The organism is Microbacterium sp. SORGH_AS_0454 (assembly GCF_031453395.1).
Classification (GTDB): domain Bacteria; phylum Actinomycetota; class Actinomycetes; order Actinomycetales; family Microbacteriaceae; genus Microbacterium.
In genome coordinates, this window is record NZ_JAVIYS010000001.1 from 2,321,691 (window position 1) to 2,335,938 (window position 14,248).

Here is a 14,248-nt window from a genome sequence, read left to right on the forward strand (position 1 = left end):
CCCCCGGCCGCGCCGTCGCGGAACAGGGCCGCGCGGAGCATCGCCCCGACCCTGGAACAATGGACTCGTGGCATCCGTGAACCCGCCGCGCGGCATGCGCGACTTCCTCCCCGCCGACAAGGCCCGCCGCGAGCGCGTGCTCGCCGTCATCCGCGAGCGTTACCGCGCGCACGGTTTCGACGAGATCGAGACCCCGGTCATGGAGGATTACGATCGCCTTCACGCCGGCCTCGGCGGCGACAACGAGAAGCTCTCGTTCAGCATCCTCAAGCGGGGGATGGATGCCGACGGCATCCGCGCCGCCGCCGATGACCAAGCGGCGCTCGCCGATCTCGGCTTGCGCTACGACCTCACGGTCCCGCTCGCCCGTTTCTACGCAACCCACCGCGCGCAGCTGCCGACGGTGTTCCGGTCGGTGCAGATCGCACCGGTGTGGCGCGCCGAGCGGCCCCAGAAGGGGCGCTACCGCCAGTTCATGCAGTGCGACATCGACATCATCGGCGACGCGTCGGCGCGGGCCGAAGCCGAGCTCATGATCGCGAGCCTCGACGTGCTCGACGCGCTCGGGCTCGTGGGCGGATCGATCCGCGTCAACGATCGTCGCGCTCTCGACGCGATGCTGGACGTGTTCGGCTTCGCGCCGGACCAGCGACCGGGTGTTCTCATCACGATCGACAAGCTCGACAAGGTGGGTCCCTCGGGAGTCGTCGCCGAGCTCCGCGGACGCGGCGTGAACGCGTCCGCCGTGGACGCCTTCGCGGCGTACCTCGACCGTCCCGCGTCGGCCCCGTCGTTCGATGAGGCAGGCATCCGCGCCACGTTGCCCGACGGCATCCCCGACGAGATCGTCGCTCACCTCGTCGACCTCGGCGACACCGTCGCCGCAGCACGCGGTGGAGAGGTGCCGCTCGTCTTCGACCCGTTCCTGGTGCGGGGCATGGGCTACTACACCGGCACGATCTTCGAGCTCGCCCACCCGAGCGTCGACTACTCGCTGGGCGGCGGTGGACGCTACGACGGCATGATCGGCCGCTTCCTCGGCCAGCAGGTGCCGGCTGTCGGCTTCTCGATCGGCTTCGAGCGCATCGTCGACCTGCTGCCCGAGACCGGCAGCGAAGGCGAGCGCTCCGTGGTCCTCGTGCACGACCGCGATGTACCGATCGCCCGACTGCTGTCGCTCAAGACGGCCCTGATCGGCGGGGGAGCGCGCGTACGCGTCGAGCAGCGGCCGAAGAACATGAAGGCCCTGCTCGAGCGCTCCACCGCCGACGGCTACGCGTCGTTCGCGACCGTGAACGTCGATACGACGTCCGAGACGCTGGAGATCAAGCCGCTCTCGTGAGAGCGGGAGGTCGAAGGATGCCGGGACCCCGACGCCGCTGAGCGCTCCGGGTCTCGCGGGCCGGCGTCAGGCCACCGCGCTGATCAACGCCTCCGTCGGGCTCTCGGCGGCAAGGCGTTCCAGGCGCGCCGCGGTCTCGGCGTCCCGCGGGGAGAACCACACGACGCGAGAGCCGAGTCCGTCGTCGATCCACAGGCTCGACATCTCCAGGTGCAGTTCGCCGACGCGGGCATGCAGGAGGTGCTTGTTGGCATTGCGCTCGCCCCCGACGTCGCCCAGACGCCAGAGCTCGGCGAAGCGCGGGGACTCCTCTTCGAGCTCGGCGATGAAGCGCTGCCACGAGGGCTCTTCGTGGTGGCGGCCGTAGGCGGCGCGGAGCCGCGCCGCGATCCGCCGCTGAGCGTGGTCGAGGTCGACGTGCGAGCGCTGCCACTCGGAGTCGGTGAAGAGCAGCACGGCGCAATTGCGTCGCTCGGCCGGCATGTCGTCGAGGTCGTCGAAGAGGTACCGATAGGCGCGGTTGTATGCGCGGATGTCGAAACGCGCGGTTTGCACGGCCGCGGGGTAGGGCAGGAGCTTCTCGAGCAGGTCGAGGTGGGTCGCACCGACGCAGTGCCGCGCCTCGCGGTCTGGCACGGGGAGGTCGGCGAGGGCGAACAGGTGGTCGCGCTCGTCGTCGCTCAGGCGGAGCGCGCGGGCGATGGCTGCGACGACCTGGGCGGACGCCGCGATCGGGCGACCCTGTTCGAGCCAGGTGTACCAGGTGAGGCCGACTCCGGCGAGTTGGGCGACCTCTTCGCGGCGAAGGCCCGCGACGCGGCGCCGTGTTCCCTCGGGCAGCCCGACGTCGGCGGGACGCAGGCGCGCTCGCCGACTGCGCAGGAACCCCGCGAATTCGGCGCGGACATCGTCGGATCGAGTCACGGCATCCCTCCCTCTCCGGCGATCATAGGACGGGCGTGCGACCTCCCGCCCGCCGCAGGGGAGTGGTGGCAGTACCAGGATGAGCGCACTCCTGGTACCAGGATGGATCGGTCTCCATGCTGGCACCATGACGACTTCCGCACACCCCGCCTCGGGGACCGCGCCCGTGCCGATCCGCCCGGGAACGGTCGTCGAGGTGCCCACCTGGCGTTATCTCGGCTTCCTGCTCGGCCCCGGCGTGGGGACATTCGCCTTCAATGCGGTGACGGTGATCCTGCCGACCCTGCGCGAGCGGTTCGGGGCCGGGGATGTCGCCCTCGAGCTCGTGATCGCGGGATACGGCATCCCCTTCGCCGTCCTGCTCATCCTGGGCGGGAGGCTCGGTGACCGCTTCGGTCGGCACCGGCTGTTCGTGGTGGGGATGGCTCTGTTCCTCGTCTCCGCGGTCGCATGCGCTCTCGCGCCCTCCATCGAGACGCTGATCGCCGCCCGGGTGGTGCAGGGTGTCGGCGCAGCGCTGTGCACGCCGCAGGTGCTCGCGACGATCCAGGCGACCTCGCAGGGCGCCGCCCGCACGCGCGCGATCGCCGCGTTCGGGGCGAGCGGAGGGATCGGCGCAGCCGTCGGTCAGGTCGCGGGCGGTGCCCTGGCGGCGCTCTCGTTCGGTCTGGTCGAGGGGTGGCGTGCCGTGTTCGTGGTCGTCGCCCTTATCGCCGTCGCCGCGATCGCCCTTGCCCCCCTGGCGCCGCGCTCTCGCGCGCACGAGGTCGTCGCGATCGACCTGGTCGGCACGGCGGCGCTGGGACTCGGCATCCTCGCCGCCTCCGTCGCCCTGACCTTCGGGCCGGTCTGGAACTGGTCGTGGCCGGTGGCGGTGGCCCTGGTGATCGCGGCCGTGTCCCTGGTGGCGATGTGGAAGCACCAGAACGCGATCGAGCGATCCGGACGGGTGCCGCTGCTGCCGCCGAGCGTGCTGAGGCTGCGTCCCCTGCAGCTGGGCCTCCTCGCCGCGGGTCTCTTCTTCGCGGGGTATTCGGCGCTGCTGTACGTCTTCCCGCGAGCCGTCGAAGCGGGGGGACTGAGCTCGCTCGAGGCCGGGATGGCGTTGCTGCCCTTCGCCGTGGTGTTCGCGGGCGTCTCACTCGCCGTCGCGCGCATCCAGGCTCGGCTCGGTGACTCGACGCTCGTCCTCGGCGTCTCGGTGCAGATCGTCGCGCTCGCGGGGATGGCCGCGACCCTCGTCTTCGCGTGGGGGAACGACATCGGTCTGTGGCTGCAGCCCGCTCTGGTGCTGCTCGGAGCGGGTCAGGCGCTCATCTTCTCGCCGTTGACCCAGCTCGTGGTCCGCGAGGTTCCGGTCGAGGCCGCCGGCCTGTCGGGCGGCATGTTCAGCACCGCCCAGCAGCTCGCCCTGTCGTTCGGCGTCATCGTCATCGGCGGTGTCGTCACCCTCACCGGTGTCGGGGGCCGAACGGAGCTGCTCGCGGGACTCGCCCTCGACATCGTCCTCGCCGTGGCGGTGCTCGTTCTCGCCATGGCGCTGCGCGCGCGGGGGCGCCGCGCGTCGCTCTAGCTCGACGGCATCGTTCCGGTCGGGAGGCCGCCGTCGTCCGAGCGTCATGGCCCGGCCACCCGGCGTTCACCGCGGGCGGGTGTCATCGGAGGATGCGCGCGCGTCGACCGGTGACCCTGACCGCGGCGTCCGTGGTGGCACTCGCCGGAGCGGGGGCGGTGGGGTTGCGCACCCTCATCACCCGACAGGCAGCGATCGCCCGTCGCCGGATCGGCAAGCCCCTCGGCGAACAGGCGCTCGATGCCGACCGGGTGTGGCGACGGAAGAAGCACCCGGGTGAGCCGGTCGAGCTGCTCGTGCTCGGTGACTCGATCGCCGCGGGGCTCGGCGCTGGCCACCGGCGCGACACGCTCGGGGCGCGGCTCGCCAAGGGCATCGCTCGAGAGGCAGGGCGACCGGTGCGTCTTCGCACCGTCGCGGTGGTCGGATCGGAGACCTCGGCCCTCGCGGCACAGGTGGCCTCGCTCCCGCCGGAGTATCGGCCGGATGCCGCCGTCATCGTCGTGGGCGGCAACGACGTGACGCATCGGATCCCGGCATCCCGTTCGGCGGGACAGCTCGAACACGTCGTACGCGACCTGCGCGCCCGCGGCGTGCCCGTCGTGGTCGGCACGTGCCCCGACCTCGGCACCCTGCGCGCGATCCCGCAGCCGCTGCGCGCGCTCGCCGCCCGGTCGTCTCGGCAGCTGGCCGCGGCCCAGGCGACCGCCGTTCACCGTGCGGGCGGCCGGGTGGTCGGGCTCGCGCGCGCCGTGGGGCCGGTGTTCGCGGAGCGCCCCGACGAGATGTTCAGCGTCGACCGCTTCCACCCCAGCGCCCTCGGGTACCGCCGAACCGCGGAGGCGCTGCTACCCGCCGTGCTGGCAGCACTCGAGCAGGCCCGGGCGCCGGAGGACGCCGGCCGCGGCTGACCTGCCCGGGGGCGTGCCGAACTCCTGAGTCGCGCATCGGACGCGCGGCCCCCGCGTGCGCGCCCGGCCGTCGAGGCGCCGCGCGCGTCGGAGTCTCCGGAGTTCGGCCCGCCCCGATCCCCGGCAGACGCATAGCTCGCGGATCTACCGTTCTTCCACGCCTCCCATCGAAGTCTTCCTCAGCACCTGGCGCGCCGATCCGATCACGCTCGGCGTGCTCTTCGTCGCATCCTCGGCCTATCTCCTCGGGGTTCGGCGCGTTCGCCGTCGCGGGCAGCCGTGGCCGGTGCTGCGCACGGTCGGTTTCTTCGCTCTCGGATTGCTGCCCTACGCGGTGATCGAGCTCGGGTTCCTCGGCGTCTACTCGTCGGAACTGCGCTGGGCGTTCTCGACGCGCGTCGCCCTGCTCATCTTCGCGATCCCCGCCGGCATCGCCGCCGGGCGCCCGCTCGATCTCGTCCCGTCGCGCCTCCGGGAGCGCTTCCTCGCCTCGCGCCTGACGCGGGTCTTCGGCAACGCCATGGTCGCCACGGTCGTGATCGCCGCGGTTTTCTGCCTGTTCTTGACGCCGGTCGCCGGCATCCTGCGCGTGAACCCCGTCGTGGAGGCGGCGCTCGGGATCGTCGTGCCCCTCGTCGGGCTCGCGATGGTGCTGCCGATGATGGCTCTCGGCGCCGTCCACACGGGCACGTTCATCGCGATCGAGTTCCTCCTCGCGTTCGTCGAGCTGCTCATCGACTCCGTCCCCGGGCTTCTCCTCCGGCTCAATGACAACGTGCTGGATCTGATTCCGGATGCCGCGCAATCGGTGTCGTGGTGGCCGTCACTGCTGCACGACCAGCACCTCGCGGGCGACATGATCTGGTTCATCGCCGAGTTCGCCGACGTGCCGATCCTCGTCATCCTCATGATCCGGTGGATGCGCAGCGACCGTGTGGAAGCGAAGGGCTTCGACGACCTCTCGGACGAGGAATACGACGAGATGACCCGCGCGCATCTGCGCGGAGAGCGTTGACCGAGTCGTCTCACGCCGTCAGGCTGGGGGAGTGCCCACCCCCGAAGACGTCGACGCCTTCCTGACCGAGACCCTGGTCGGGGCGGACCCCGCGGGAGCGGCCGTTCTGGCGGCCCAGCACGACGCGGGATTGCCGGCGATCGAGGTCGCCCCCGTGAACGCGAAGTTCCTGCATCTGCTCACACGCATCGCCGGTGCACGCCGCGTGCTCGAGATCGGCACGCTGGGCGGATACTCCACGCTCTGGTTCGCGCGGGCGGTGGGGGCGCAGGGGCGGGTCGTGACGATCGAGGCCGAGCCGGCGAACGCCGAGATCGCGCAGCGCAACCTCGAACGAACCGGCGTCGCGGACCGGGTCGAGGTCCGCGTGGGTCGCGGTGCCGACGTGCTGCCGACGCTGCAGGGCCGGGAGCCCTTCGACCTCGTCTTCATCGACGCCGACAAGGAGTCGAACGAGCTGTACCTCGACTGGGCCGCACGTCTCGGGCGGTCGGGAACGGTCGTCGTGCTCGACAACGTCGTGCGCGGGGGTGACGTCGCCGACGCCGACACGGTCGATGCCAAGGTTCGGGGCGCTCGCCGCGGCATCCTCATGCTCGGTTCCGATCCCCGCTTCGACGCCACGGCGCTGCAGACCCTCGATCGCAAAGGGTGGGACGGGATCGCCCTCGCCATCGTGGTGGATCCGGCGGACACCGACTCGGATTGACACAGCGGCTCACGAGTGTCGGAGCCGGTCACTAGACTCGACCACGGACCGATGTCGCTCCGCCCCCTCCCACTCAAGAACCAACGAGGAGTCCTTCGTGGCACTTATCGAGGCTGTCAACGCGCGCGAGATTCTGGATTCGCGCGGTAACCCGACCGTCGAGGTGGAGGTGCTCCTCGACGACGGAATCGTCCAGCGGGCCGCTGTCCCCTCCGGCGCGTCCACCGGAGCGTTCGAGGCCTACGAGCTGCGCGACGGCGACAAGAGCCGTTACAGCGGCAAGGGCGTCCTCAAGGCCGTCGCCGCGGTCGTCGACGAGCTCGGCCCCGCCATCGAGGGCGTCGAGGCCAGCGAGCAGCGCATCATCGACGAGATCCTCATCGAGACCGACGGCACCGAGAACAAGTCGCGCACCGGCGCCAACGCCATCCTGGGCGTCTCGCTGGCCGTCGCCAAGGCCGCCGCCGACAGCGCCGACCTTCCCCTGTTCCGCTACCTGGGCGGTCCCAACGCGCACCTGCTGCCCGTTCCGCTGTTCAACGTCATCAACGGTGGCGAGCACGCCGACAACGGCATCGACTTCCAGGAGTTCTTCCTGGCCCCCATCGGAGCCGAGACGTATGGCGAGTCCCTCCGCTGGGGTACCGAGGTCTACCACGTCCTCAAGGGCGAACTGAAGTCCGCGGGGTACAACACCGGGCTCGGCGACGAGGGCGGCTTCGCCCCCGACCTGCCCAGCAACCGCGAGGGCCTCGACTTCCTGATCCGCGCGATCGAGAAGGCCGGCTTCACCCCGGGCAAGGACATCGCCGTCGGCCTCGACGTCGCCGCGACCGAGTTCTACAAGGACGGCGTCTACACGGTCGAGGGCAAGGAGTGGAGCGTCGACACTCTCGTCGACTACTTCGCCGATCTCGTCGCGAACTTCCCGATCGTCACCATCGAAGACGCCCTCGCCGAGGACGACTGGGACGGCTGGAAGAAGCTGACGGATGCCATCGGCTCCAAGGTGCAGCTCGTCGGCGACGACCTGTTCGTCACCAACCCGAAGCGCCTGCAGCAGGGCATCGACCTCGGCGTCGCCAACTCGCTGCTGGTCAAGGTGAACCAGATCGGCACGCTGTCCGAGACGCTCGATGCCATCTCGCTGGCGACCCGCTCGGGCTACACCTCGATGCTGTCGCACCGCTCGGGCGAGACCGAAGACACCACGATCGCCGACCTCGCCGTCGCCGTCAACGCCGGCCAGATCAAGACCGGCGCCCCCGCGCGCAGCGAGCGCGTCGCCAAGTACAACCAGCTGCTCCGCATCGAGGAAGACCTCGGCGACGCCGCGGTCTTCGCGGGCCGCTCGGCGTTCCCCCGTTTCAAGGGCTGATCGTCTGACACACGAAGAGGGGGAGCCGGCCGGCTCCCCCTCTTCGTCGTTCCGCGCCCTTTTGACTGAGCGGACGCCGAGCCCCCGGCGCGTCCCCGGGAGCCCTTATCGCCGCGACGTAGAATCGCCTGCGGTTCGAGATCCGATCCGGGTGACGAGGGAAGGGATGCCGTGCAGCGACCGACACTGCCTCCTCGACGCCCCGTGGCATCCGAGGCCCCGAAGACGGCGAAGAAGACCTCGAAGAGCGCGCCGAAGACGTCGACCCGACCGATGCGCTCCTCGGCCCGGCCGACCGTCGAGGAACGCCGCGTCGACGTGCGCGAGTGGCTCGGACGCGTCCGCATCTCGGGTTTCGTCGTGATCATGCTCGGGCTCGTGGTGCTGGGCACCTTCGTGCTCGTGCCGACCGTGGGCACCTACATGGACCAGCGTCAGCAGATCCAGGCGCTCCGCAGTGCCGTGCAGTTGAGCCAGTCCGAGGTCGCCGATCTGCAGACCCAGCGCGATCGGTGGTCCGACCCTGCGTACATCCGTACGCAGGCGCGCGAGCGCCTCGGCTACACCTTTCCCGGCGAGGTCGTCTACCTGATCGACAACGACCTACCGGCCTCAGCAACCCCTCAGGAGCAGGACGACGTCAGCGGCGACGTGGGCCAGACCCGCACCGACTGGATGGCGCAGCTCGTGCGCTCGCTCACATCGTCGGCGGCGACACCCGTTGCGGTTCCCGATGTCACGGTTGGCGTTCCCGACCCGACGCCCGCGCCGGACGCACCGGCGGGCTGACGCGGGCTCGGCGGGCTGTCGGAGACGCCGGGTACCCTGGAGGCGATGACTACCGCAACGCTCCCTCCCGCCTCCGACGCCGACGTGGCCGTGCTTCGATCCCAGCTCGGCCGTGTCCCGCGCGGAGTCGTGGGAATCGCTGCGCGCTGCGTGTGCGGCAATCCGACGGTGGTGGCGACCTCGCCGCGGCTCGACGACGGCAGTCCGTTCCCCACCTTCTACTACCTCACCCACCCCGCCGCCACTGCCGCGATGTCGGTGCTCGAGGCGGGCCACGTCATGAAGGAGTTCTCGGACGAGCTCGCCGAGGACGAAGAGCTGCAGCAGCAGTACCTCGCGGCGCACGAGGCGTACCTCCGCGACCGCGCCGCCTACGGCGAGCCCGAGGAGATCGCCGGCATCTCGGCCGGGGGCATGCCCACGCGCGTGAAGTGCCTGCACGCTCTCGCGGGTCACGCGCTGGCCGCGGGCCCCGGCGTCAACCCGATCGGCGACCGCGCCCTCGCGCGCGGCACCTGGTCGCCCGAGCGGTGCCAGTGCGAAAGCCCCGGGACCGGCGGATGAAGCGCGCCGCCGCCGCCGTGGCATCCGTCATCGTGATGACGCTGTTGTCCGGCGCGACGGCGATGCCCGCGATGGCCACGACGGTTCCCGCATCGGCCTCGCCCCAGGCGCCGACGAACCCCGTGCCGGAGGATCCCACGGACTCGGTCCGTGCCGGCGAGTACTGGATCGACCAGTACGGCGTGCGCGAGGCATGGAAGACCACCCGCGGCGCCGGCCAGAAGATCGCGGTCATCGACACCGGTATCGGACGCGGTCCCGCCGAGTTCAACGGGGCGGTCGTCGGCGGAACCGACGTGTCGGGCGTGGGGGCCTCCGATGGACGCACCCCGGTGGGGGCGGTCGACGCCAACCACGGCAGCTGGGTGGGCTCGCTTGCCGCAGCCCGCGGGACCGGCAACGGCCGCGGCATGATCGGCGTCGCGCCCGAGGCCGAACTGTTGTCGATCTCGGTCGGCTTCGGAGCCTCGAGCGCGAAACCCTTCACGGACCAGATCGCGGATGCCATCCGCTGGGCGGTCGACAACGGTGCGACCGTCATCAACATGTCGTTGACGACGAACACTCTCGACTGGGACACCAGCTGGGACACGGCTTTCGAGTACGCCTTCGACCATGACGTGGTGATCGTGGTGGCCGCCGGCAACCGGGGGAGCGGCACCGACCGCGTGGGGGCCCCGGCTACCATCCCCGGCGTGCTGGCCGTCGGCGGCGTCGACCCGACCGGCGCGGCGAGCAATGACGCGTCGACCCAGGGCATCACGATCGGTCTCTCCGCCCCGAGCGAGCGGCTCATCGGCGTCTCGGCGGACGGTTCGCTGGTGCAGTGGAACGGTACGAGCGGCGCGGCTCCCATCGTCGCCGGTATCGCGGCCCTCGTTCGCGCCGCGCATCCCGGAATGGATGCCAACAACGTCCTGAACCGCCTGATCCAGACGGCGAAGCCGGCTGCCGGCGCGTCGGCTCGTCCCGACAAGCTGTACGGCTACGGCCTGGTGGATGCCGCGGCCGCGGTGTCGGCGCGGGTCGAGACCGTATCGGAGAACCCGCTCGGGAGCTTGAAGGAATGGATCCGTCTCTATCGACGTGCGGATTCGCAGCCCTCGCCCGAGCCGACCTCGACGCCGGTGGTCATCCCGCCGCTCCCGCCCGTCGAGGCGGCGCCCGCTGCGGGCTCGCCCCTGCTGCCGTCTCGCGATAGCGTGCTCTACGGGTCGCTGCCGCTCGGTGCTGCCACACTGGCCGCTATAATGATTGCGCTCGGTGTCACTGCTGCTGCCCGGCGAATCCGACAGGCGCGCACCTCCCGCGAGCCGAGCCGCACCACAAACGAGGAGTCCCTCACATCGTGACCACAAACGTGCCCAGAATCCTCATCGTCGGTGGGGGCTATGCAGGTTTCTACACCGCCTGGAAGCTCGAGAAGCTGCTCGGCCGAGGCGAGGCCGAAGTCACGCTCGTCGACCCGCTGCCGTACATGACGTACCAGCCCTTCCTCCCCGAGGTCGCTGCGGGCGAGATCGAGCCCCGCCACGTCGTGGTCGGCCTCCGCCGCCACCTCAAGCGCACCACGGTCATCGCGGGCAAGGTCACGGGCATCTCGCACGCGACCAAGACCGCGACGATCACGCCGATCGCCGGTGACGACACCTTCGAGCAGAGCTACGACCACATCGTCGTCACCGCCGGTGCCGTCTCGCGCACCTTCCCGATCCCCGGCATCGCCGACAACGCGATCGGGCTCAAGACCATCGAAGAGGCCGTTGCGATCCGTGACCGCCTCACGTCGAACTTCGACAAGGCGTCGGTCCTTCCCGCCGGTCCCGAGCGCGACCGTCTGCTGACCGTCGTCGTCGTCGGTGGCGGCTTCGCCGGTATCGAGGTCTTCGCCGAGCTTCGCGCCTACGCGTCTTCGCTGCTCAAGCAGTACCCGACGCTGGCATTCGATGACACGCACTTCCACCTCATCGAAGCCATGGGCCGCATCATGCCCGAGGTCTCGCAGAAGACGAGCGAGTGGGTTCTCGCTGACCTCGCGAAGAAGGGTGCCTTCGTGCACCTCGACACGCAGGTCAAGGGTGCCGTCGATGGCGTCGTCGAGCTGTCGACGGGGGAGAACCTGCCGACCGACCTGATCATCTGGACCGCCGGCGTCATGGCCAACCCCACGGTCGTCCGCGGCAGCGACCTGCCCGTCGAGGAGCGCGGTCGCATCCGCACCCGCCCCGACCTGCGTGTCGGTACCGATGAAGAGATCGTCGAGGGAGCCTGGGCCGCCGGTGACGTATCGGCCGTGCCCGATCTGTCGGGTGGCGGCGTGGGCGGCTTCTGCGTTCCGAACGCCCAGCACGCGGTCCGCCAGGGCAAGCTCATGGCGAAGAACCTCGTGGCCGTGCTCCGCGGCGAGGAGCCCAAGGAGTACAACCACAAGAACCTCGGCGCCGTCGCCGGCCTGGGTCTGTACAACGGCGCGTTCCAGTCTGGCAACATCGCCCTGACCGGTCTGATCGCCTGGTTCGCACACCGCGGCTACCACGGTCTCGCCATGCCCACGTGGGAGCGCAAGTTCCGCGTGATCGGCGACTGGATGCAGAACTTCGTCCACGGCCGCGAGGTCGTGTCGCTCGAGGCCGTGCAGAAGCCCCGCGCCGCGTTCGAGGAGTTCGCCGCTCGCCCGCGTCCGGCAGCCCCCGCCGCCGAGACGCCCGCAGCTCCGGCCGAGAAGAAGGCCGAGCCCGTCGCGGCCAAGTAAGACTGTTCGTTCCGAGACCCTCGCGCCCTTCCGGGTGCGGGGGTCTCGGCGTTCGCGGGGCGTCATGTGCCGTCGTGCGGAGTCCGGGACCACGAGGCCGGGTGTCGGCATCCGCAGTCGACGTGTCGTCGCTGATCTCCGCGGGACGGTCGACGGTCAGCGGGCGACACCCGCGATACGGTGGAGGGCACGGGCCCCCGTAGCCCAATGGCAGAGGCAGGCGACTTAAAATCGCTTCAGTGTGGGTTCGAGTCCCACCGGGGGTACCCCTCTCCTCCTGCGTGCGCATCGCCTGGGAGTACCTGTCTCCACCCGTAACGCGGCGCGACCCGCCGTTACACTGGAGGGCAATCTTCCGAACGGAGTGTGGGGACTTATGTGGGAGTGGCTCGTACCGGTCATCGTGATCGTCGGCATTCTGGTCATCGCTGGCATCTACCTGTGGGCCACCTACAACAGCCTCGTCGCGCTCAATGTGCGCGTCGACGAGGCGTGGAGCGACATCACGGTCCAGCTCAAACGCCGCGCCGACCTGCTGCCGAACTTGATCGAGACGGTGAAGGGCTACGCCGCGCACGAGAAGGCCGTGTTCGAGAACGTCACGCGCGCTCGGGCCGAGACGCTGTCGGCGCAGAGCCCCGCCGAAGCCGGTGTCGCTGAAGGACACATGCAGCAGGCGCTGAAGTCGCTGTTCGCGGTCGCCGAGGCGTACCCGCAGCTCCAGGCGAGCCAGAACTTCCTGCAGCTCCAGCACTCGATCGTCGACACCGAGGACAAGATCCAGGCATCGCGCCGGTTCTACAACGGCGGCGTACGCGAGCTGAACACCAAGATCAAGGTGTTCCCGAACAACCTCTTCGCGCGTCAGCTCGGCTTCCACGAGCGGGAGTTCTTCGAGGTCATCGACGGCGCAGCGATCGCCGAACCGCCACGCGTGCAGTTCTGAGTCAACGCGCCCCCTCCGCTTCGGCAGAGGGGGCGCGTTTCAGTTGACGCGACCGTCGGGGTGTTCGTGCCGCTCGGCGCGCAGGGCCCCGGCCAGATCTTCCGCCGCGTCGCCCCACCGCGAGACCGTGACGCGGTCGAGGCCCTGCCAGCGCGCCGCCGTGAGCAGCTCTGCGGCGACGCGCTCGGCGGCGTTCGACGGCGCCCCGCGCTCCCACCACGCGGACTGAACGCGCAGAGCGCGCGACACGCGGTCGGCCTTGAGATCGATGCGTCCCACGACGTCGTCTCCCACGAGGACGGGCAGCGAGTAGTAGCCGAAGCGGCGTTGCGGCGCGGGGGTGTAGATCTCGATGCGGTAGTCGAAGTCGAACAGCCGCTCGGCGCGGTCGCGGAACCACACCACGGGATCGAACGGGGTGAGGATGGCTGCGGCATCGACCTTGCGCGGCCGGGCGGCGTCGCGGTGCAGCCATGCCTTGGCCGGTCGACCGGCGACCTGCCAGCCCTCGACGGAGACGGGGATGAGTTCGCCGGCGTCGACCAGATCGTGGATGCCGGCCATCACCGCCGGTCGATCGCGGATGCGCCAGTAGTCGGCGAGGTCGGCCGCCGTGGCGACGCCGTACGCGATGGCGGCGCGACGCACGAGCTCTCTGATCGCCTCGGCGCGGGGAACGGAGGTCTCGAGCGCGGCCGGTGGAAGGACATCGGAGACGAGGGCGTAGCGCCGCTCGAAGCCGCGTCGGCCGGCGATGGCGACATCGCCGAACAACCAAAGGCGCTCCAGGCCGTTCTTGACGTCGTCCCACCCCCACCAGGAGCCGCGAGAACCGCTGCGGGCGTCGTGTTCGATCTCGGCGGGACGGAGTGGACCGCGGTCGGCCAGCTCGTCGCGCAACCACCGCAGAAGAGGCTGGTTCGCTTCGGCCCACGCGTCGCGCTCTCGTACTTGGCCCGGAGCTCGTCGCGACGGAACTGCAGCAGAGGCCAGTCGTCGACCGAGACGAGGGATGCCACGTGCGCCCAGGATTCGACCCATTTCGGCCTGCGCGAGAAGGCGAGCTTGTCGAGCAGTGCGGGGTCGTAGGGGCCCAGTCGCGCGAACAGGGGCATGTAGTGCGAGCGGGAGAAGACGTTGACGGAGTCGATCTGCAGGATGCGCATGCGCTGCAGCGCACCGGTGATCTGACGCGTTCCCACCGTGGCGGGGCGCGGCCGGGCGAAGCCCTGAGCTGCCAGGGCGATGCGGCGAGCGTCGGCGCGGCGGAGCGTCGTGGTCATGCGTTTCACCGTACCCACACCCTCCGACATCGCCGCCAGAGCGCAGTCGGCGCGGCGGTAGG

12 protein-coding genes, 1 tRNA gene and 1 pseudogene are annotated in these 14,248 nt (G+C 70.3%); 12 read left to right on the forward strand and 2 right to left on the reverse strand.

Annotated features, from left to right (window positions below; genetic code table 11):
* Positions 1-94 precede the first annotated feature (94 nt).
* The gene (hisS, locus tag QE454_RS10980; RefSeq protein ID WP_307461089.1) at positions 95-1,342 is read left to right on the forward strand and encodes a histidine--tRNA ligase; all 1,248 of its coding nucleotides are present in this window, start codon (positions 95-97) and stop codon (positions 1,340-1,342) included.
* 66 nt (positions 1,343-1,408) lie between these two features.
* Here hisS and QE454_RS10985 read toward each other — a convergent pair whose 3' ends face one another.
* Positions 1,409-2,266, reverse strand: coding sequence for a helix-turn-helix transcriptional regulator (locus QE454_RS10985; protein WP_210074220.1), 858 nt, complete (start codon positions 2,264-2,266; stop codon positions 1,409-1,411).
* A gap of 127 nt (positions 2,267-2,393) precedes the next feature.
* Here QE454_RS10985 and QE454_RS10990 point away from each other — a divergent pair, with 127 nt between their 5' ends.
* The 11 genes from QE454_RS10990 (at position 2,394) to QE454_RS11040 (ending at position 12,903) form a co-directional block, all read left to right on the forward strand.
* On the forward strand, positions 2,394-3,839 hold the full coding sequence (locus QE454_RS10990) for an MFS transporter (protein ID WP_309668637.1): 1,446 nt from the start codon (positions 2,394-2,396) through the stop codon (positions 3,837-3,839).
* 110 nt (positions 3,840-3,949) lie between these two features.
* Entirely contained in the window at positions 3,950-4,750 is an 801-nt protein-coding gene (locus QE454_RS10995) for an SGNH/GDSL hydrolase family protein (protein ID WP_373459386.1), read from the forward strand.
* A 214-nt stretch (positions 4,751-4,964) separates the two neighbouring features.
* Positions 4,965-5,765, forward strand: a complete 801-nt coding sequence (locus QE454_RS11000) for a cytochrome c oxidase assembly protein (RefSeq protein ID WP_307455449.1) — start codon at positions 4,965-4,967, stop codon at positions 5,763-5,765.
* 31 nt (positions 5,766-5,796) lie between these two features.
* Complete coding sequence (locus QE454_RS11005) at positions 5,797-6,474, forward strand: O-methyltransferase (RefSeq protein ID WP_210074227.1); 678 nt, start codon at positions 5,797-5,799, stop codon at positions 6,472-6,474.
* Positions 6,475-6,571: 97 nt separating this feature from the next.
* Entirely contained in the window at positions 6,572-7,852 is a 1,281-nt protein-coding gene (gene eno, locus QE454_RS11010; RefSeq protein WP_210074229.1) for a phosphopyruvate hydratase, read from the forward strand.
* A gap of 171 nt (positions 7,853-8,023) precedes the next feature.
* Complete coding sequence (locus tag QE454_RS11015) at positions 8,024-8,641, forward strand: septum formation initiator family protein (RefSeq protein ID WP_307455446.1); 618 nt, start codon at positions 8,024-8,026, stop codon at positions 8,639-8,641.
* A 45-nt stretch (positions 8,642-8,686) separates the two neighbouring features.
* The gene (locus tag QE454_RS11020) at positions 8,687-9,205 is read left to right on the forward strand and encodes a DUF501 domain-containing protein (protein WP_210074231.1); all 519 of its coding nucleotides are present in this window, start codon (positions 8,687-8,689) and stop codon (positions 9,203-9,205) included.
* Entirely contained in the window at positions 9,202-10,557 is a 1,356-nt protein-coding gene (locus QE454_RS11025) for a S8 family serine peptidase (protein ID WP_210074232.1), read from the forward strand. Before QE454_RS11020 ends, QE454_RS11025 begins: the two co-directional genes overlap by 4 nt.
* An 8-nt stretch (positions 10,558-10,565) precedes the next feature.
* Complete coding sequence (locus QE454_RS11030) at positions 10,566-11,957, forward strand: NAD(P)/FAD-dependent oxidoreductase (protein WP_210074234.1); 1,392 nt, start codon at positions 10,566-10,568, stop codon at positions 11,955-11,957.
* A gap of 193 nt (positions 11,958-12,150) precedes the next feature.
* Positions 12,151-12,223 (forward strand) — tRNA-Leu (locus tag QE454_RS11035).
* A gap of 110 nt (positions 12,224-12,333) precedes the next feature.
* Positions 12,334-12,903 (forward strand): LemA family protein, encoded by a 570-nt coding sequence (locus QE454_RS11040; protein ID WP_115917600.1) that lies wholly within the window; start codon positions 12,334-12,336, stop codon positions 12,901-12,903.
* 39 nt (positions 12,904-12,942) lie between these two features.
* Here QE454_RS11040 and QE454_RS11045 read toward each other — a convergent pair.
* A pseudogene (locus tag QE454_RS11045) lies at positions 12,943-14,216 on the reverse strand (winged helix-turn-helix domain-containing protein).
* Positions 14,217-14,248: the final 32 nt, after the last annotated feature.